Annotated in this window: 8 protein-coding genes and 1 pseudogene; all 9 read left to right on the top strand. The window is 75.1% G+C overall.

Annotated features, from left to right (window positions below; translation table 11 throughout):
- The first annotated feature begins 22 nt into the window (after positions 1-22).
- The 9 genes and pseudogenes from ACIO5D_RS00430 to ACIO5D_RS00390 all read left to right on the top strand — a co-directional run bounded on the left by ACIO5D_RS00430 (position 23) and on the right by ACIO5D_RS00390 (position 19,926).
- The gene (locus tag ACIO5D_RS00430) at positions 23-5,866 is read left to right on the top strand and encodes a TIR domain-containing protein (RefSeq protein ID WP_400793390.1); all 5,844 of its coding nucleotides are present in this window, start codon (positions 23-25) and stop codon (positions 5,864-5,866) included.
- A gap of 340 nt (positions 5,867-6,206) precedes the next feature.
- On the top strand, positions 6,207-8,657 hold the full coding sequence (locus ACIO5D_RS00425) for an amino acid adenylation domain-containing protein (RefSeq protein ID WP_400793388.1): 2,451 nt from the start codon (positions 6,207-6,209) through the stop codon (positions 8,655-8,657).
- A gap of 100 nt (positions 8,658-8,757) precedes the next feature.
- Positions 8,758-12,792 carry an amino acid adenylation domain-containing protein gene (locus ACIO5D_RS00420; protein WP_400793386.1) on the top strand — a complete coding sequence of 1,345 codons (4,035 nt, stop codon included), beginning with the start codon at positions 8,758-8,760 and terminating at the stop codon, positions 12,790-12,792.
- A gap of 40 nt (positions 12,793-12,832) precedes the next feature.
- A complete protein-coding gene (locus ACIO5D_RS00415) occupies positions 12,833-14,248 on the top strand; it encodes an FAD-binding oxidoreductase (RefSeq protein ID WP_400651442.1) in 1,416 nt (471 codons plus the stop codon).
- Positions 14,249-14,261: 13 nt separating this feature from the next.
- Positions 14,262-15,317 (top strand): amino acid--tRNA ligase-related protein, encoded by a 1,056-nt coding sequence (locus ACIO5D_RS00410; RefSeq protein WP_400756720.1) that lies wholly within the window; start codon positions 14,262-14,264, stop codon positions 15,315-15,317.
- A gap of 111 nt (positions 15,318-15,428) precedes the next feature.
- Positions 15,429-16,193, top strand: coding sequence for a thioesterase II family protein (locus ACIO5D_RS00405; RefSeq protein WP_400756722.1), 765 nt, complete (start codon positions 15,429-15,431; stop codon positions 16,191-16,193).
- Positions 16,184-17,008 (top strand): SDR family oxidoreductase, encoded by an 825-nt coding sequence (locus tag ACIO5D_RS00400; protein WP_400756725.1) that lies wholly within the window; start codon positions 16,184-16,186, stop codon positions 17,006-17,008. Before ACIO5D_RS00405 ends, ACIO5D_RS00400 begins: the two co-directional genes overlap by 10 nt.
- A 34-nt stretch (positions 17,009-17,042) precedes the next feature.
- A pseudogene (locus ACIO5D_RS00395) lies at positions 17,043-19,523 on the top strand (amino acid adenylation domain-containing protein); the annotation flags it as partial.
- A 166-nt stretch (positions 19,524-19,689) separates the two neighbouring features.
- Positions 19,690-19,926 carry an acyl carrier protein gene (locus tag ACIO5D_RS00390; protein ID WP_400651431.1) on the top strand — a complete coding sequence of 79 codons (237 nt, stop codon included), beginning with the start codon at positions 19,690-19,692 and terminating at the stop codon, positions 19,924-19,926.
- Positions 19,927-19,929 lie beyond the last annotated feature (3 nt).

The raw sequence follows: 19,929 nt of genomic DNA, 5'->3' as shown, positions 1-19,929 counted from the left end.
CGATTGGTCATAGTCTGTGCCCATGGCGGCTCTTGACGCGATCCCGGGTGAACCCGGACCGATGGACTTCTTCATCAGCTACTCGCCGGCCGACGAACGCTGGGCGGCCTGGATCGCCTGGACGCTGGAGGAGGCCGGCTACCGGGCCTTCCTCCAGGCGTGGGACTTCGTCCCCGGGACCAACTTCGTCGACTTCATGGACCGGGGCGTCACCGAGTCCGCCGCCGTCATCGCCCTGCTCTCGCGCAACTACGAACGCTCGCGCTACGGCCGGATGGAGTGGCAGGCCGCCCTGCGCGCCGACCCCGACGCGCCGGAGCGCAGGCTGCTGACCGTCCGGATCGAGGACATCCCGGTGGACGGTCTGCTCGCCACCCTCACCTACATCGACCTGGTGGGCGTCACCGAACCCGCGCGCGCCCGGCAGCTGCTGCTCACCAGGGTCACCCAGGCGCTGGACGGCCGGGCCCGCCCGGAGCTGCGGCCGGGTTACCCGGGCGGCGGTGCCCCCGGCGGCCCGTCACCCGCCGCGCTGCCGCCGCTCAGACCGGTCGGCGGTACCGGCTGGGCCGGCCGGCGCAGGCCCTCCGTCCAGCCCGAGTACCCGGTCGCGGCCGCCGGCGCGGGCGGGCGCGAGGCGGTCACCGTCCTCCATGTGGCCGGTCCCTCGTTCGGCCGCGGCCACGACCCGGTGGACCTCCAGGCCGCCATCTGGGGCGACCTGGTGGAGCTCGCCGACGCCGGCGCCCCGGCCCCCGAACTGGTCGTCGTCACCGGCGATCTGACCGCCTCCGGCAGCCCCCGCGAGTGCGAGCAGGCGCTCGCCTTCCTGACCGGCCTGCGCGCCCTGCTCGGCCTGGAACCCCACCGGGTGGCGATCGTGCCCGGCGGCCAGGACGTCAGCCAGGCGGCCTCGCGCGCCTACTTCAGCACCTGCGAGGCCGACGAACTGCGGCCCACCCCGCCCTACTGGCCCAAGTGGCGCCACTACGCCCGGCTGTTCCAGGAGTTCTACCAGGGCCTGGACGTCGTCTTCGACAGCGCCCAGCCGTGGACGCTCTTCCCCGTCCCCGAACTCGGCACGGTGATCGCGGGCCTGAACTCCTCGATGGCCTACAGCCACCGGGCCGACGACCGGTACGGCTGGCTCGGCCCCGAGCAGGCGGCCTGGTTCGCGCAGGCGCTGCGCCCGTACGAGGCGGAGGGCTGGCTGCGGATCGGCGCGGTGCGCCACCCGGTCCTCACCCGGCCCGCGGCCGCCCGCCCGGGCCGCGGCGGACAGGACCTCGAACCGCTCAGGGACCTCGACCGCTTCACCCGGCTGACCGCGCCCCGGCTGCATCTGCTGCTGCACGGCCCGGCCGCCGGACGGACGGCGCTCCAGAGCCTGCCCACCTCCGTCGGCGAGGTGCGCGTGGCCGGCGCCGCCGCCCCCGGCACGCACCAGTTGCTCCGGCTCACCCGCGACGGCCTCACCCACTGGGCGGCCCCGGACGCCGGACCCCAGCGGCTGACCGCCGACTGGCACCGGGCCCACCGTGCCTTCCCGCAGCCGCCCGACCCGGCCGGGGCCACCGCCCCGCCGCAGCCGCCGGACGGTGCCGGACCACCCACCGAGGCGGAACCCGAGCCCCGGCGGCTGGCCTCCGCGCTCGACGCCCTGCTGGCCCGGGTCGCCGAGGTCTGCCGGACCCGCCACGAGGGCGCCCAGCTGCGCACCGTCCCCGGCTCGCCGCCCCAACTGCTCGTCACCTGGACGGAGTCGGGGTTCGTCCGGCAGCAGCGGGTCGCCGTCTGCGCGCACACCCCCACGGTCGAGGACGTCGACCGCTTCGTCGACGAGGTGCACGCCGCCGGCACCGACCCGGACGCCGAACTCGTCCACGACGGCCCGCCGCCCGCGCGCGAGCTGCGCGACCGGGCCCGGCGCCGCGGCGTCCGGCTGCGCAGCTTCACCGAGTTCCAGGGCCTGCTCGACCTGCGGGGCTACGTGGCCGCCCAGACCGAGCGGCTGCGCGCCGACGGCCAGTACCCGCCCGGCCTCTATCTGCCGCAGCGCTACCGCGAGGCCGAGCGCCCCGGCGGCGAGGAACGCGACGGCCTGGTCGACGAGATGCTGCGGCTGCTCGACTCCGACCACGGCCGGTTCCTGCTCCTGCTGGGCGACTTCGGGCACGGCAAGACCTTCGCCCTGCACGAGCTGGCCCGCCGCATCCCGGCCGAACTCCCCCATCTGACACCACTGTTCATCAACCTCAGCACCCTGGACCGGGCACACTCCTTCGACGGTCTGGTGGCGGCCCACCTGACCGCCCACGGCATCGACACCATCGATCTGCGGGCCTTCCGCTACATGCTCAGGCAGGGCCGGATCGTCCTGCTGTTCGACGGCTTCGACGAGTTGCTGAACCGCGTCAGCTACGAACGGTCCGCCGACCACCTCCAGGTGCTCCTGGACGCCGCCGTGGACAGCGCCAAGATCGTGGTCAGCAGCCGCACCCAGCACTTCAGCTCCCAGGAGCAGGTGCTCACCGCGCTCGGCGAGCGGGTCGGCCTGCTCCCGCAGCGCCGGCTGCTCGCCGTCCAGGACTTCACCACCGGTCAGATCCGCAGCTATCTGGCCAACCGCTACGGCGACGGGACCGCCGCCGACCGCCGGCTTCGGCTGCTCCAGGCCATTCCCGACCTGCTCGCCCTCTGCCGCAACCCCCGGCTGCTGAGCTTCGTCGCCGACCTCGACCACGACCGGCTGCGGGCCGTCGCGGGAGCCGGCCGGGCGCTCAGCGCCGCCGGCCTCTACCAGGAGGTCTTCACCGCCTGGCTGCGGTTCGAGGAGCAGCGCGGCCACGGCGGCCCGGGCGCCGCGCCCGGACTCGACCTCGACCAGCTGTGGGAGGCGGTCACCGCGCTCGCGCTGCGCCTGTGGGAGAGCGGCCGCAACGCCATGCCGTACGACGAACTGCTCGACGTCTCAAGCGTGCTGACCGGCCTGGCGGAGAGCAGGCTGCCCGCCCCGCAGGCCGCGCACGCGGTCGGCTCGGGCTCCCTGCTGGTCCGGACCGACGACGGCGTGTTCCAGTTCATCCACGGCTCGGTGGTGGAGTGGCTGGTGGCCCGCGCGGCGGCGGCCGGCCTCGGGCGGGGCGAACCCGACCTGCTCGCCCGGCGGCCGCTCAGCCGGCTGGCGGTGGAGTTCCTCTGCGACCTCGCCGACCACCGGGTCTGCCAGCAGTGGGCGCAGGACGTCCTGGACGGCACCGCCCCCGCCGACGAGACCGCGCGGCTCAACGCCGTGAAGGTGCTGGCCCGGCTCAGGGTGCCCGCCCACACCGACCTGCGCGGGGCCGGCCTGGCCGGCGAGGACCTCTCCCACCGGGACCTCTCCGGCGTCGACCTCGGCCGGGCCGACCTCACCGACGCCCGGCTGATCGGCGCCAACCTCGCCGGGGCCTCGCTGCGCGGCGCCCGGCTGTCCGGCGCCCGGCTGGACGCGGCCGACCTCACCGGCGCCGACCTGCGCGACGCCGACCTGCGCGGCGCCCGGCTGATCCGCACCGACCTGCGCGGTGCCCGCCTCCAGGGCAGCCACTGGCAGCGGGCCGCCCTGATCTCCGCCGTCACCGACCCGGCGGTGCTGGCCGCCCCCGAGCTGCGCGCGGCGGCGATCGCGCCCGGGCTGCCGGTCGAGGCCGGCTTCCGGCCGTCGGAGGTCGGCGTCCCCTACGGCTTCGACGTCCGCACCACCCGGCTGCCCGAGCCGGTCGCCTTCAGCGCCGACGGCCAGCTGCTCGCCGTGGGCAGCGACGACGGCAGCGTGCTGGTCTGCGACGCCGTCACGGGCGTCGCCCTGCGCACGCTCAAGGACCACATCGGCCGGGTCTACGCGGTGAAGTTCGCCGGGCCGGTGCTCGCCACCGGCAGCGCCGACGGCACCGTACGGCTCTGGGACCCGGTGTCCGGGGAGTGCCGGCACCGCCTCGACGTCCACCCCGGCGGGGTCTGGCCGGTCTCGCTCGGGCCGGCGGGCGCGCTGCTCGCCACCGGCGACGCCGAGGGCACCGTCACCCTCTGGTCCACGGAGACCGGCCGGCCGCTGCACCGGCTGCCCGGCCACGCCGCGCCGGTCTACACGGCGGTGTTCAGCCCGGACGGCTCCCTGCTGGTCACCGGCGACCGGGCCGGCGGCGTCCGGCTCTGGGACACCGGCCGCGGGCATCGCGTCGCCGAGCTGGCCGGCCATCAGAGCACCGTGTTCCGCGCCCAATTCAGCCCGGACGGCACCCTGCTGGCCACCGGCGACGCGGGCGCCGACGGCGGCCCGGGCGGGACGGTCCGGATCTGGGACGTCGCCGGCCGGCGGCTGCGGCACGCCCTCAGCGGCCACGGCGGCCGGGTCTACACGCTGGCCTTCCACCCCGACGGCACCCTGCTCGCCAGCGGTGACACCACCGGGCGGATCAGCCTCTGGAACCCCCTCGACGGCACCCCGGCCGGCCGGCTGGAGGGCTGCACCGGCGCGGTGTACCAGGTCGCCTTCGCGCCCGACGGCACCCGGCTCGCGGCCGGCGACAGCGACGGCGTGGTCCGGGTCTGGCGGGTCGGCCCCGCGACCGCCGGCGGACACGAGGTGACGGCCCTGCGCCGCCAGCCCCCCGAGCACCGGGGCTCGGTGTGGGCCTGCCGGTTCCGGCCCGCCGGCGATCCGGCCGCCCCGGGCGGCGCCGAGGCCGACGCGCTGCTGGTGACCGGCGGCAACGACGGCGCGGTCCGCCTCTGGGACCCTTCCTCCGGCCGCGGCCGGCACCTGCTGCGCGGCCACGGCCGGCGGATCGGCTCGCTGTCGTTCAGCGGCGACGGCACCATGCTGGCGGCCGGCGGCAACGACGGCGTGGTCCGGATGTGGGAGCCCGCCACCGGCCGCCGGACCAGGGAGCTCTCCGGCCGGAGCAGCCGGCTGGTCTCCGCGCGGTTCAGCCCGGCCGGACCGGTCCTCGCCACCGCCAGCAACGACGGCGACCTGTACCTGTGGAACGCCCTGACCGGCGAGTACCTGCGGGAGATGGACGTCGAGACGGAACACGTCTGGGCGGAGGCGTTCAGCGCCGACGGCGTCTTCGTGGCCACCGCGAACGACGACGACACGGTCCGCATCTGGTACCGCAGCACCGGCGCGCACCTCACCACCCTGCGGGAGCACCGCGGCCGGGTGCGCTCGATCGCGTTCAGCTCGGACGGGCGCCGGCTGGCCACCGGCTGCGACGACAGCGGGGTCCGGATCTGGGACATCGCGGCCGGCCGGGTCGAGTCCCAGCTCACCGCGCACGGCGACCGGGTGTACACGGTGGCGTACGCCCCCGACGACTCCTGGCTGGCCAGCGTCTCCTGGGACGGCCGGGCCGTGGTCTGGGCCGACGGAGCCGCCCGGCACGTGCTGCACGGCCACGCCGGCCGGCTCTGGACCGCCGCCGTCCACCCCCGGCGGCCGCTGCTCGCCACCGCCGGGGACGACCGCGTCGTCCGGCTCTGGGATCCGCTCACCGGGCAGGGCCTCGGCGAGCTGCGCGGCCATACCGGCCGGATCCTGGCGGTGACGTTCAGCCCGGACGGCTCGCTGCTGGCCAGCGGCGGCGAGGACGGCACCGTACGCCTGTGGAACGTTCCGGACGCCGGCCCGCCCACCGCGCGGGCCATCCTGCTCGGGGCCCCGGCCGGCTGGGCGGCCCTTCTGCCGTCCGGCGCCTACAAGTACGAGGGCGACGTCGTCGGCGAGTTCTGGCACGCCGTCGGGATGTGCCGCTTCGAGCCGGGTGAACTCGACACCCACCTCCCGGGCGTCCGCCGGCTGCCGCCGGAGGCGGAGCTGTGACACCGGGCACCGGGCTCCGCGGCTGAGGCCTGTCTGACATGCCCTGGTACAGCCAGGACTTCGCGTGCCCGGCGGGGAACGCCGGGCGCGCGCTGCCGTCCGGGGGCCGAGGCGCGGCCTCCCCCGGCCCGTCCGGCCGTCCGCCGGGGTGATCCAACTGCCGGTGTTGTGCCGAGAGTTCTGCCGCTGCTGAGCGGCCCCGCCACCTATCGTTGACGACCAGTGGGGCGTCGGCGGGCCGTGCCGTCCTGATGGCCCGAGGCCGTCGGACCCTGCGTGCGCGGGTGCTCCGGGCGGACTCGTGCGCCCTGTCGCGCTTGGCGAGAAAGGGGTTTCGGTGATGACGGATCCGCTGGACGGCGCACCAGCGCACCAGGGTGGAGAGCTTCCTCCGGACGAGGCCGACGTCCCGTCCGCGTTCCCCTTCGGCGGTTCGTGCTCCCGGCGGAACTGCGGGACGCTGCGGCGGTCGAGCCGGCTGACCGCCGACCTTGCGGCGGCGCTCGGCGACCGGGCGGACGAGGCCGTCCTCGCGGCGCTGCTGATCCTCGCCCGGAAGTACAGCGACGGCACCGCGTTCCGGATCGGCGTCCGGCGGGCCTCCTGGCCGGCCCAGGAGCCCACCGCGTCGCTGGTCGGCTCGATGCCGTCCGCCCTGACGGCGGCCCGGCACCGCCGGACGGTGGTGGCCGGGCTCGCCGGGCTCACCGCCGCCCCGCGCCCGGCGGACGCCGTACCGCCGAAGCTGCTCTGCGTCCTGGACGGGCCCGCCGACGGCAGGTACGGAGCCGACCTGGTGGTCTCCGGCGAGATCACCGCCGACGGGATCACGCTGCACGCCGACTGCCACGACCACGTCCACGACGCGGCCTTCGCCGACCGGCTGCTCGGTCATCTGGCCCACCTGCTGCGGCAGACCGCCGACCGGCCGGACACGCCCATCGGCGACCTGCGGCTGCTGACCGGGGCCGAACGCGAGCAGCTCGCCGGGTTCAACGACACGCGCCGCCCCTATCCGCGGGACGCCCCGGTCTTCCCGCTCTTCGCCGCCCAGACGGCCGCCCACCCCGACCGGATCGCGGTCAGCCACGCGGACGAATCCCTGACGTACCGTCAACTGGAGGAGCGAGCAGCGGAGCTGTCCGCCCGGCTGCACCGCCGGGGCGTCGGCCGGCACAGCCGGGTCGCGTTCCTGCTGGAGAGGTCCCCCCGGCTGGTGGTGGCGGCGCTGGCCATCCTCCGGCTCGGCGCCGCGTACGTGCCCCTCGACCCGGACGTTCCGGCCGCCCGCCGGGACTTCCTGCTCGCGGACAGCGGCGCCGCCCTGCTGCTGACCGAGGACGCGGCGGTGACGGCGGACATCGCCGTCCTCGACCTCTCACAGCCCCATGACGCACCGCGCGAAACCCCGCCGCCCGCCGTCGCCGCCTCGCCGTCGGACGCCGCCTACGTGATGTACACCTCGGGCACCACGGGCCGGCCGAAGGGCGTGCTCGTCAACCAGCGCGCGGTCGTCCGGCTGGTCCTCGGCACCGACTACGTGGACCTCTCGCCCGAGACCAGGATCCTGCAGACCGGCGCGATCGCCTTCGACGCCACCACGTTCGAGTTCTGGGGCGCGCTGCTCAACGGCGGCACCCTCGTACTGGTGCCGGACGGCACCGTCCTGAGCGCGGCCGGCCTCGGCGCCGCGATCTCACGGTACCGGGTCAACACCATGTTCCTGACCTCCTCACTGTTCAACCAGATCGTCGAGCAGGACCCTTCGGTACTCGCCGGCTGCCAGGTGCTGGTCGGCGGCGAGGCGGTGTCCGCTCGGCACGTCGCCGAGGCGATGGACGCCTGTCCGGACAGCGTCTTCGTCAACGCCTACGGCCCGACGGAGAACACCACCTTCTCCGTCGCCCATCGCATCACCCGCCGCTACACCGGACGGGTTCCGATCGGCCGCCCGATCGCCAACTCCACGGCCTGGGTGCTGGACCGCGACGGCCATCCGCAACCGATCGGCGTACCGGGCGAGTTGTGCGTGGGCGGCGACGGGCTGACCGACGGATACCTCAACCGACCCGATCTGAACGCCGGTTCGTTCTTCCTGAGCGGCTCCGGGCCGACGGCCGAACGGCTCTACCGCACCGGCGACCGCGCCCGCTGGACCGCCGAGGGGCTGCTGGACTGCCTCGGCCGCGCGGACACCCAGGTCAAGATCCGGGGCTTCCGGGTCGAGCTGGCGGAGGTGGAGAGCCGGCTGGCCCGACTGCCCTCGGTACGGGAGTCCGTCGTACTGCTGTGCCGGCGCCCGGGCGGGCTGTCCGTCCTCTGCGCCTACGTCACCGCCGACGCGGCACTGAACGGCGCGGACCTCCGCACGGCGCTGCTGGAGCTGCTTCCGGACTACATGGTCCCGTCCTCGTTCCGGCAGCTCGACACGATGCCGCGCACCCGGAACGGGAAGGTCGACCGGGCCGCGCTGGCGGCACTCGAACCGGTCGGCCCCACGGCGTCCGACCGGCCGCGACGGGCGCCGCGAACGCCGCTGGAGACGACCGTGGCCGCGGTCTTCGCGGAGGTGCTGGGCCTGCCCTCGGTCTCGGTCGACGACGACTTCTTCGACCTGGGCGGGCACTCGCTGCGCGTGATGCGGCTGTGGAACCGGATCCGGGCGGTCACCGGCACGGCCGTCGAACTGAAGCAGATCCTCGACGCCCCGACGGTGGCCGGCGTGGTGGCCGCCCTGGAACGGGGGCCGGCCTCGGCCGTCACCCGCCCGAAGCTGGTCCGCCGGTCGTGACGGCTCACGGGACGGCTCACGGGACAACTCATGGGACGACCCGGGTGGCACCGGTCCCGACCGCGGTCGTGGTGCGTCCGGTTGCCAAGGATGGTGAGGAGTGAACGTGTTCCCGTTGTCGTTCGCCCAACAGGGTCTCTGGTTCCTGGACCGGCTGGAGGGCCCGGGCTCGACGTACAACGTGCCGGTGATCGTACGGCTGGCCGGCCCACTGGACGCTCCGGCCCTGGAGGCGGCGCTGAACGATGTCGTCGGGCGGCACGAGAGCCTGCGGACGGTGTTCGGCGAGCGCGACGGAGAGCCCTACCAGCGGGTGCTGCCCGCGGCGGCCACCGGCCCGCTCCTGACCGTGCTGGACCGCACCCGGAACCACCTCGACGAGGCCCTCGACGAGGTGATCCGGCGGCCGTTCGACCTCGGCGCCGATCTGCCGCTGCGGGCCTGGCTGATCCGCCTGGCCGCCGACGAACACGTGCTGGTGCTGGTCGCGCACCACGTGGTCTGCGACGGCTGGTCGCTGACCCCGCTGCTGCGCGACCTGAGCGCCGCCTACACCACCCGGCGCAGCGGTCTCGAACCGGCCTGGGAGCCGCTGCCGGTCCAGTACTCCGACTACACCCTGTGGCAGCGCGAGCTGCTGGGCGGCGAGGACGACCCCGGGAGCCTGGTCAGCGAGCAACTGCGGTACTGGCGCGAGGCCCTGGCGGGACTGCCCGAGGAGCTGGCCCTCCCCTACGACCGGGCGCGTCCGGTGGCGGACGGCCAAACCTGCACCGACCGGGGCGGCGACGGCCGGGGCGGCACCGTCGACCTCCTCGTCGAACCGCGGCTGCACGCCCGACTGCTCACGGTGGCGCGGCAGCACGGGTGCACGCTGTTCATGCTGCTCCAGGCCGCCGTCGCGACGGTGCTGACCCGGTGCGGGGCCGGTCCGGACATCCCGCTCGGCACCCCGGTGACCGGCCGCGCCGACGAGGCGCTGGACGACCTGGTCGGACTCTTCGTCAACACCCTGGTACTGCGCACCGACACCTCCGGCAACCCCACCTTCGGGGAGCTGCTGCGCCGCGTCCGCCGTACGAACCTGGAGGCCTACGCCCACCAGGACGTGCCGTTCGACCGGGTCGTCGAGGCGGTCAATCCCCGGCGGTCGCCGTCCCGGCACCCGCTGTTCCAGGTGATGATCGCGCTGGCCGAGGGACGTCCGGGCGACGGACTGAACCTGCCCGGCCTGCGGGCCTCCCTCCTGCGCCGGACGACGGACACCGCCAAGTTCGACCTCTCCGTCGACTTCGAGGACCGGCGCGACGGCCACGGCGAGCCGGTGGGGCTGCGCACCGCCCTCGAGTACGCCACCGGGCTCTTCGACGAGGCCACCGTCCGGAGCATCGGCGACCGGCTGGTCCGGCTGCTCGGGGCGGTCGCCGGGGATCCGGCGCTGCGCATCCGTGAGCTGCCGGTGCTGTCGGCGGCCGAGCGGCACCAGCAGCTGGTGCGGTGGAACGGTCCCGACCGGGCGGAGGCCGCGGTGGATCTCGGCCGGCAGGTCCGCCGGTGGGCGGCGGAGCGGCCGGACGCCGTCGCCGTCTCCGACGACGGCGTCCGCTACACCTACCGGGACCTCGCCGAGGCCGCCGACCGGGTCGGCCGCGCGCTGTCCGCGGCCGGCGGCGGACCGGACGTGCTCACCGCGATCCTCTCCGACCGCAGCGCCTGGTTCGTCGCCACCGCGCTCGGTGTGCTCCGGTCCGGGGGCGGATACCTGGCCCTGGACGGCACGCTGCCGGCGGACCGGGCCCGCCGGATGCTGGCCGACAGCTCCACCCGCTTCCTGGTGGCCGCGCCGGAACTGCGCGAGCGGGCGGCGTCGATCACCGCCGGCGGGCCCGCCGGCCTGACCCTGCTCCCGCTCGACCCGGCCCCGGGCCAGGCAGGCCACGGGGCGCCCGACCAGGCGCCGGCCTGGGAGCCGCCGGAGCCCGGCGCCCGCCCCGACCGGCTCGCGTACGCCGTCTTCACCTCCGGCTCGACCGGCCGGCCCAAGGGCGTCCTGATTCCGCACCGCGGCCTGTCGAACCACCTGCTCGCGGTGGCCGAGCTGTACGGCCTGGACGAGCGCGACACGATGGCCTTCAACGCGCCCCTGACCTTCGACGTCTCGGTGTGGCAGGCCCTGACCATGTCGCTCGTCGGCGGCCGGGTGCACGTCCTCGGCGAGGACACCACCCGCGATCCGCTGGCGCTCGCCCGGTGCGTCGCCGAACAGGGCATCACCGTCCTGCAGATCGTGCCGCAGGTGCTCCGCGCGGTCCTGGACATGTGGGACCTCGACGACGCCTCGGTGCACCTGCTCAAGGGGCTCCGGTGGATGCTGGTGCACGGCGAGGAGCTCCCGCCCGACCTCGTCGACCGGTGGTTCGCGAGGCACCCCCGAATACCGCTCGCCAACGTGTACGGCCCGGCCGAGTGCTCGGACGACGTGTCGGTCTCGGTCATCACCGCGGGCGACGGGTTCCGGCGCGGCCGGGCCGCGATCGGCCGGCTGCTGCGCAACACGCGGGCGTACGTGCTGGACGAGTTCCTGCAGCTGCTGCCGGCCGGCGCGGTGGGCGAGCTGTACGTCGGGGGCGCCGGCCTGGCGCGCGGATACGCGGGCCGGCCGGACCTGACCGCCCAGCGGTTCGTGGCGAATCCGTTCGGCGCCGCCGGTGAACGGATGTACCGCACGGGCGATCTGGTGCGCTGGAACGCCGGCGGCGAGCTGGAGTTCCTCGGCCGGGTCGACCACCAGGTGAAGATCCGCGGCTTCCGGATCGAGCCGGGCGAGGTCCAGGCGGTCGTCGAGCAGGATCCGCAGGTGCGTCAGGCCTTCGTGGTCGCCAGGGAGGACCGTCCGGGCGACAAACGGCTGGTGGCCTATGTGGTGCCGGCGGGGGCCCCGGCGCTGGACGAGGCCGGGGTGCGGCGGCGGGTGGCCCGGGTGCTGCCGGAGTACATGGTCCCGTCGTTCTTCGTGGCGCTGGACGAGCTGCCGGTGACGGCCAACGGCAAGCTGGACCGCCGGGCGCTGCCGGCCCCCGACCTGTCGTCGGCCGTCGCGGGCCTGCCCCCGCGCACCCCGCGTGAGCAGGTCCTGTGCGGGCTGTTCGCCGAGGTGCTGGGCCTGCCCCGGGTCGGTGTCGAGGACGGCTTCTTCGACCTGGGCGGGCACTCGATGCTCGCGATGCGGCTGCTGAGCCGGATCCGCGCGGAGCTGGGCCTGGAGGTCGGCGTCCGCGCGCTGATCGCGGCGCCCACCGTCGCCGGGCTCCTGGACGCCGCCCGGCAGCAGGGCGCGCCCGACGACTACGACGTACTGCTGCCCTTGCGCACCGGCACCGGCACCGGCCCGCGCCCGCTGTTCTGCGTGCACCCCGCGACCGGGCTCGCCTGGAGCTATGCCGCGCTGGCGGAGCGACTGCCCGCGGAGGTCGCCGTGTACGGCCTCCAGGCCCCCGGGCTGGCGGCGGGTACGGAGCTCCCGAAGGACCTGGACGAGATGCTCGACCGGATGCTCGCGGAGATCCGCCGGGTCCAGCCCGCCGGACCGTACCGCCTGCTCGGCTGGTCGCTCGGGGGCACCATCGCCCACGCGCTGGCCGGCCGGCTGCAGGCCGACGGGGCCGGGACCGAGCTGCTCTGCCTCGTCGACGCGTACCCGAACGAGGTGTGGCCGTACCCGTCGTTCGCGACGCCCGAGCAGTGGGACGAGTTCAGCCTGCTGGCCACCCTGGCGCCCGGGGCGGTCGGCCGGGAGGAGGTGGAGCGCGACATCCGCGCGGCGCTGACGGAGCTGCGCCGCGCCGCGCGGGAGCGGCTCGGCCTCGACCCCGCCACCATGGCCAGGCTGGTCGCCGTGGGCGTCAACAGCAGCCGCCTGGTCGCGCGGCACCGGCCCCGCCGCGTCCGCGGCCGGACCGTCTTCTTCACCGCGGCGCTGGAACGCGGCGCGGCCCGCCCGTCTCCGCTGACCTGGTCGCCCTACCTCGACGGGTTCGAGAACCACGACCTCCCGTGCCGGCACGAAGAGGCGATGGACGCCGAACACCGAGGACGCATCGCCGAGATCATCACCGCCGAGCTGCTCCGCCGCTGACGGCCGAGCCCCACCGACAGACCGGAAGGCGAAGACCTCCATGACTGACCTGCTGGGCCCGGTGCACCGGGAATCCGCCGAATCCTCCCTCCGCCGGCGGTTCGAGGGCCGGCTCGTCGGACCGGACGACCCGGCGTACGACGAGGTCCGTGCGGTGTGGAACGGCATGCACGAGCGCCGGCCGAGCCTCGTCGCCCGCTGCTCGAACGCCGCGGACGTCGGTGCCGCACTGCGGTACGCCGCCGCGACCGGCCGCGCGGTGACCGTGCGCGGCGGCGGTCACAACGTCGCCGGCACCGCGGTCGCCGACGACGCCGTCATGATCGACCTGTCGCTCATGCGCGGGGTCGACGTCGACCCGGGGGCCCGGATCGCCCGGGCGCAGGGCGGCTGCCTGCTGCGCGACCTCGACGCCGCCACGCTGGCCCACGGCCTGGCCTGTCCGGCGGGCGTGGTCTCGCACACCGGGCTGGGCGGTCTGGCCCTGGGCGGAGGGTACGGCTGGCTGGGCCGCAAGTGGGGCCTGACCTGCGATCATCTGCTGGCCGCCGAGGTGGTGCTCGCCGACGGCACGGTCGTCGAGGCCACCGAGGAGGAGCATCCCGAACTGCTCTGGGGCCTGCGCGGCGGCGGCGGGAACCTCGGCATCGTCACCCGCTTCACCCTTCGCCTGCGGCCGGTCGGCCCGGTGTCCTACCGGACGGGTGTCTTCCCGCTGAGCGAGGCGGCGGCGGCGCTCGCCGACTACCGGGCATTCGCCGAGGCCCAGGGCCCCGATCTGCATGCCGTCGGGGCGCTCAAGCACGCCGGCCGGCAGGACTGGATCCCGGCCGAACTGCGGGGCGCGCCCGCGCTGTTCCTCACCGCCGCCTGGTTCGGCGCCGAGGAGCTCGGTCCGGCGCGCACCGCGCCGCTGTTCGCGCGGGCCGCGCCCGGCGCCACCGCGTCCCGGGTGATGTCGTACGCGCAGCTGCAGGCGCTGGGCGACCACGGTGAACCGCACGGCAACCGCTACTTCACCAAGTCCTGCTACCTCACCGGCCTGTCCGCCGGTCCGGTCGGCCAACTGATCGGATCCGCGAGGGAGATGCCCTCACCCCGGTCCTCCGTCGACTTCGAGTACCTGCGCGGGGCGATCTGCGACGTGCCGGACGCGGACTCCGCCTTCCCGCGCCGGGACGCGCCCTACATCTGCACGGTGTCGGCCCAGTGGACCGATCCGGCCGAGGACGCGGCGAACGCGGCGTGGAGCCGGCGCGGCGTCGAACGGCTCGCCGACTGGCAGTTCGGCGGCGCCTACGTCAACTACCTGCAGGACGAGAAGCCCGGCAAGGTCGCCGAGGTCTACGGCGCGGCCCGCTACGAGCGGCTGGCGGCCGTCAAGCGCCGTTACGACCCGGACAACGTCCTGGCCGGCAACCAGAACATCCCTCCCGCGGCACACCCGCACGCCTAGAGAGAGGACCACCATGTCGCAGCTCGTCTCCGCCCAGCCGACCGTCACCGCTCCGGCCACCTTCGCACGCAACGAGCCGGGCGCCTTCCTGGCCGCCCTGCGCTCCCCCTGGTACGCGCTCATCGCCGACCTGCAGGACACGGTACTGACGACGACGGTCGCGTACGCGAAGTCACGCGGCCTCAAGGCGCTCTACCTGCCGCTGACCACGCGGACCATCACCTGCCCGTCGGGGCTGGGCAGCGACACCAGTCCGGTCCCCGTGACGGTCAACGGGGTCGACACGTATCTACCCGACTCCCTGCAGTTCCTCTTGGAGTACGGAAGCCAGATCGCCACCGAGGGCGGGTACACCATCATGCCCTCGTTCCGGAACGAGATACCGGACAAGACCCATCTCGGCCAGTTCACGCACAGCGAGGCGGAGTTCCCGGGCGGGCTCGACGATCTGATCGACTACGTCGAGGGCTACGTCAAGGCCCTGGCCGGCGCCGTCCTGGACCAGCACGGCGGCCGGCTCGCCGGGGCACGCGGCGACATCTCGCACCTGGAACGCATGGTGACGGCCGGTCACTTCGCGCGGCTCACCTTCGACGAGGCCGCCCGGCTGCTGGCCGACGAGCCCGGCTGCGTCGAAGACGAGGGCGAAGGGCGCAGCCTCACCCGCAAGGGCGAGCACCAACTGATGTCCAGGGTCGGCGAGTTCCTGTGGGTGACGCACTTCGACCACCTGACCGTCCCGTTCTACCAGGCCTTCGGGGACAGTGAGGGCAGGACGGCCCGCAACGCCGACCTGCTCTTCGGCATGGGAGAGGTCGTCGGCTCGGGCGAACGGCACACCGGGGGCGAGGAGGTGCGCAAGGCGCTGGCCATGCACAACGTTCCGGAACACGACTACGCCTGGTACGTGGACATGAAGGAGCAGATGCCGCTGCGGACGTCCGGCTTCGGCATGGGCGTCGAGCGGTTCCTCATGTGGGTCCTGAACCACGACGACATCCGCGACATCCCGCTGGTCTCCCGGGTCAACGAGCCCGGCGCGTGGCCCGACGCCGTCATCCGGCCGTAGCCGGCGCCCCTCTCCCCGACCACCGCCCGCTCCGCCCCGTTCCGCCCCGCGCCGCGCCTCCGCGCGGCCACCCCACCGGCGGTGCGGCACGACAACGAAATCAGGTGTGCCATGGCCCCAGAGCCCCTCTCCCTCCTGTGCCTGCCGCATGCCGGTGCGGGCGCCGGCTTCTTCTGGAAGTGGCGGCAGCAGGCGCCGCCCGGTCTGCGGCTGGTGCCGCTGCAACTGCCCGGTCGCGAGGAGCGGACCGACGAGGAGCCGCACCGCGAAGTGGCCGACGCGGTGCGCGCCCTGCTGCCCGAGGCGACCGCCGCCGTCGCGGGCAGCCCTCGGATCGCCCTGTTCGGGCACAGCCTGGGCGCCGTCCTCGCCTACGAGCTGGGGCGGGCACTGGAGGAGCGGACCGAACTGCCGGTCGCCCACGTCTTCGTGAGCGGATCTCCCGCGCCGGACCGGGGGCGCGCCCGGCAGGCGGCCGCGCTGGACGACGACGAGTTCCTCGCGCGGGTGGAGGAGCTGGCCGGCTACCGCCATCCGGCCTTCGAGTCCGCCGAGTTCCGGGAGCTGCTGCTGCCGACGCTGCGCGCGGACGTGGCGATGCACGAGGCGTACCGGCCGCCGTCCGACGCTCCGATCCAGGCTCCGATCACCTGCCTGCGCGGCGACGGCGACGCGCTGGTCCCGGAGCGGGACGCGCTGCGGTGGGACGCGGCCACCCACGGTCCCTTCAGCTACGCCGAGTTGCCGGGCGGACACATGTACCTCGCCGACTCCGCCGCCCCGGTCGTCGGCCTGATCGCGGAAACCCTCGGCTGCGACCGGCGGCAGCCCGCCGCAGCCGGGCCCGGGACGGGGGCCGGTGACACATGCGGCTAGCGGGCAAGACCGTCGTGATCACCGGTGCCGGGCGCGGACTGGGCCGGATGTGCGCGGTGCGCTTCGCCGGGCAGGGGGCGGACCTCGTGCTGGTGGACACCGGCGGGGACATCCCGGGCGTGCCCTACCCCCTGGCCACCGAGGACCAGTTGGAGCGCACCGCCCAGCTCTGCCGGCAGGCGGGCGCCGGCACCCTGAGCGTGCTCGCCGACGTGCGCGACACCGCCGCCGTCACGGCGGCCGTCGATGCCGCCCTGCGCCGCTTCGGCCGGATCGACGTCCTGGTCAACAACGCCGGCATCGCCGCGCCCTCCGGCAAGCCCGTCCACGCCATCGCGGACGACGAGTGGCAGCTGATGCTGGACGTCGACCTCTCCGGCGCGTGGCGGATGATCCGGGCGGTCGCCCCCGGCATGGTGCGGCAGCGCGGCGGCAGCATCGTCAACATCGCGTCCACCGCCGGTCTGGTGGGGTACCGGCACTTCGCGGCCTATGTCGCCGCGAAGCACGCGCTGGTCGGCCTCACCAAGGCCGCCGCGCTGGACCTGGCCCCGATGCGGGTCCGGGTCAACGCCGTCTGCCCCGGATCGGTGCGGGACGCGACGCACGTCGAGGGCCGGATGCTGTCCGAGATCGCCCGCTGCCTCGACGTCGGTCCCGACGAGTACGAGCAGGCCTTCGTCACGGCGCAGCCCATGAACGCGCTCGTGGAGCCGGAGGACGTGGCGGACGCCGCCCTCTGGCTGGCCGGTGACGAGTCCCGGCAGGTGACGGGCACCACCGTCGCCGTGGACGGCGGATTCTCCGCGCGATGAGCGAGACCTGGACACGGCCGATTCGGATGGAGACATGACTGATCAGCCTGGACCCCGGAGCGGGGTCGACACCGTCCTCGGCGACGACGCCGGACACGGCATCGTGCTGCGGCTCACCGACGCCGGGCGGATCGGCGCGGCGCAGGCCGCCGTCGACCGGGCCAACACGCCGGCCGCGGCGCGGGACGCGGGCAGCTTCTGGGTCCAGTGGGCCGGGGCCGGATCCGCGTCCCCGCTCGCCGCCCGGCTGCGGCAGCGGGAGGCGGACCGTCCGCTGAGCCCCGACGACCCCGGGCTCCGGGTGGTGCTGATCCGCTACCCCGACGGCGCCGCCGACCTCGTCGTGGTGGCCCGCCGCGGTGTGCTCGACCACGCGGGCCTGCGGATCCTCGCGTACGCGCTGACGACGGCGGGCTGCGACGCGGTGGCGCTCGCGGGCAGGTTGCGGCGGTCGTCCGCGCCCGGCGCGACCGGCTGGTCGCCCGCGCCCGCACCGCCGTGGGGTCTGGCCGACGACCCGACCGGAGGGCCGGAGCAGGCCCTGCCGACGGGTGTGTTCGCCCCGGAGGTGGTGGTGGCCGCGACCGCCGTGGCGCTCTCCCGGTACGAGCGCGGCTCCACGGTGCGCCTCGCGGTGGTGTCCACCGAGCCGGCCGGGCTGAAGCCCGGCGCCAGGGTGATCCGGCTGACCCTCGGTGACGACCTGCCGCTGACCGGGCTGCTCGACCAGGTCCGGGCGGCGCTGGACGGCCCGGGCGAGCCGGCGGTGGGCGAGTTCCCGCCGGTCTGCCTCGTCCTGACCGGTCCGGACCCGGACGAGCGGTACGTCCCCCTCCCGCCGGACGCCGCGCCCCTCGTCCAGATCTGGCAGAGCCGTGCGGATCTGCTGTCCCTGTCGGGGCAGACCCACGACGCCCGGATCCATCCGGCCGTCGCGGACGCCTTCGCCCGGCACACGGCACGGCTGGCCGCGCAGGTGACCGCGGCATCGGCCGCCCGGCCGGCCGGCGGTCCGCCCGGGCGGACCGTCGGTGATCTCGCCCTGCTGGACGCTGCCGACACGGCCCTCGCACTGGATCTCGGCCGCGGCCCGCGCCGCACCCCGCCCCCCGGTGCCGCCGTCCACCAGGTGGTCGAACGGCTCGCCCGGGAACAACCCGACGCGGTCGCGGTCGGCGACGGCACCCGGAGCCTCACCTACCGGGAGCTCGACGAACTGGCGACCGCGTGGGCGCGCGTCCTCGTGGACCGCGGCGCGGGCCCCGGGCGGTTCGTCGGCGTGTGCCTGAAGCGCACCGTCGATCTGGTGACGGCGCTGCTCGCCGTCCTCAAGTCCGGTGCGGCCTATGTGCCGTTGGATCCGCAGTCCCCCGACGAACGCCTCCGCCACATCGCCGGGGACGCGGAACTCGCGCTGGTCGTCACCACTCTGTCGGGCTTTCCGGCCGGCGACGGCACCCCGGTGCTCGGGCCCGGGGCGCTCACCGCGGCGGCCCCGGCCTCCTCGGGCACCGAGCTCCCCGAGGTCGGGCCCGGCGACCAGGCCTACGCCGTCTACACCTCGGGGACGACCGGACGGCCGAAGGGGGTGGTGGTCGCCCACGGCAGCGTCCTGGCGCTGCTGGACGCGACCGCCGAGGACCTCTCCCTCGGCCCCGACGACGTGTGGACCTTCTTCCACTCCGCCGCCTTCGACTTCTCCGTGTGGGAGATCTGGGGCTGCCTGCTCACCGGGGGGCGCCTGGTCGTCGTGCCGTACCTGGTGTCCCGGTCCCCGGAGGAGTTCCACGCCCTGCTGCTGCGCGAGGGCGTCACGGTGCTGAGCCAGACGCCGTCGGCGTTCGCCGGGCTGCTCGACGCGGACGCGCGGGCCGCCGGTCCCGCCCCCCGGCTGATCGTGTTCGGCGGGGAGGCGTTCGACCCCCGCCTGGTGCGCGGCTGGTTCGGCCGGCACCCCGACAGCCGGTGCCGCCTGGTCAACATGTACGGGATCACCGAGACGACGGTGCACGTCACCGCCCGGACCGTGCGGTCCTGGGACCTGCACACCCGGACCCAGCGCGTCGGCCGGCCGATCGCCGGCTGGTCGGTGTCGGTCCGGGACGACCGGGGGCGGCCGCTGCCTCCGGGCGCCGTCGGCGAGATCTTCGTCGGTGGCGCGGGGCTCGCGCTGCGCTACCTCAACCGGCCGGAGCTGACCGGGGAACGGTTCCCCCTGGACCGTTTCAGCGGCGAGCGGGTCTACCGCAGTGGCGACCTGGGGCGGCTCCGGCTCGACGGCTCGCTGGACTGTGTGGGCCGGCTCGACGAGCAGGTCAAGATCCGCGGCTTCCGGATCGAGCTGGGCGAGGTCCGCTCGGTCCTGCTCGACGACGCCGGGGTGGTGGACGCCGCGGTGCTCGTCGAGGGGCAGGACGACGGGCCGGCGCACCTGCGCCTGGTGGGTTACCTGGTGCTCGCGGCGGGTGCGACGGCGGCCGAGGTACGCCGGCGGATCACCACGATCCTCCCGGACTACATGGTGCCGGCCGAGCTGCTCGCTCTTCCGTCACTGCCGCTGACCCTGAACGGCAAGCTGGACCGGTCCGCCCTGCCGCGCGCCCGCGGCCCGCTGCCGGGGGGGGGGGGGGGGGGGCCGCCCCCCCCCCCCCCCCCCCGGCCCCGCGGACCCGGCCGCGGCGATGCTGGCCGTCTGGCGCACGGTGATCGGCTCCGACCTCGGCCCGGACGACCACTTCTTCGAGGTCGGCGGCAACTCGCTGCTCGCCGTGCGGCTGCTCACGGCGGTGCGGGACGCGGGCTTCGGCTCGGTGAGCCTGCGGGAGTTGTACGCGCACCCCAGTCCGGCGGCCCTCGCCGCCGGTCTGAGCGCCCCGGCCACCCCGTCGGCCGCGTCCGGCCCCGCCGCCCGCGGGTGAGAA

This window comes from Kitasatospora sp. NPDC087315 (assembly GCF_044744345.1).
GTDB lineage: Bacteria > Actinomycetota > Actinomycetes > Streptomycetales > Streptomycetaceae > Kitasatospora.
Note: the sequence above shows the minus strand (reverse complement) of the source record. Positions and strands in the feature narration are given on the sequence as shown.

What these genes read in the sequence shown, in the direction of transcription:
- ACIO5D_RS00425 (WP_400793388.1), top strand. Translation starts at nt 6,207, where the DNA reads ATGACGGATCCGCTGGACGGCGCACCAGCGCACCAGGGTGGAGAGCTT.
- ACIO5D_RS00390 (WP_400651431.1), top strand. Translation starts at nt 19,690, where the DNA reads ATGCTGGCCGTCTGGCGCACGGTGATCGGCTCCGACCTCGGCCCGGAC.
- ACIO5D_RS00405 (WP_400756722.1), top strand. Translation starts at nt 15,429, where the DNA reads ATGGCCCCAGAGCCCCTCTCCCTCCTGTGCCTGCCGCATGCCGGTGCG.
- ACIO5D_RS00430 (WP_400793390.1), top strand. Translation starts at nt 23, where the DNA reads ATGGCGGCTCTTGACGCGATCCCGGGTGAACCCGGACCGATGGACTTC.
- ACIO5D_RS00415 (WP_400651442.1), top strand. Translation starts at nt 12,833, where the DNA reads ATGACTGACCTGCTGGGCCCGGTGCACCGGGAATCCGCCGAATCCTCC.
- ACIO5D_RS00400 (WP_400756725.1), top strand. Translation starts at nt 16,184, where the DNA reads ATGCGGCTAGCGGGCAAGACCGTCGTGATCACCGGTGCCGGGCGCGGA.
- ACIO5D_RS00410 (WP_400756720.1), top strand. Translation starts at nt 14,262, where the DNA reads ATGTCGCAGCTCGTCTCCGCCCAGCCGACCGTCACCGCTCCGGCCACC.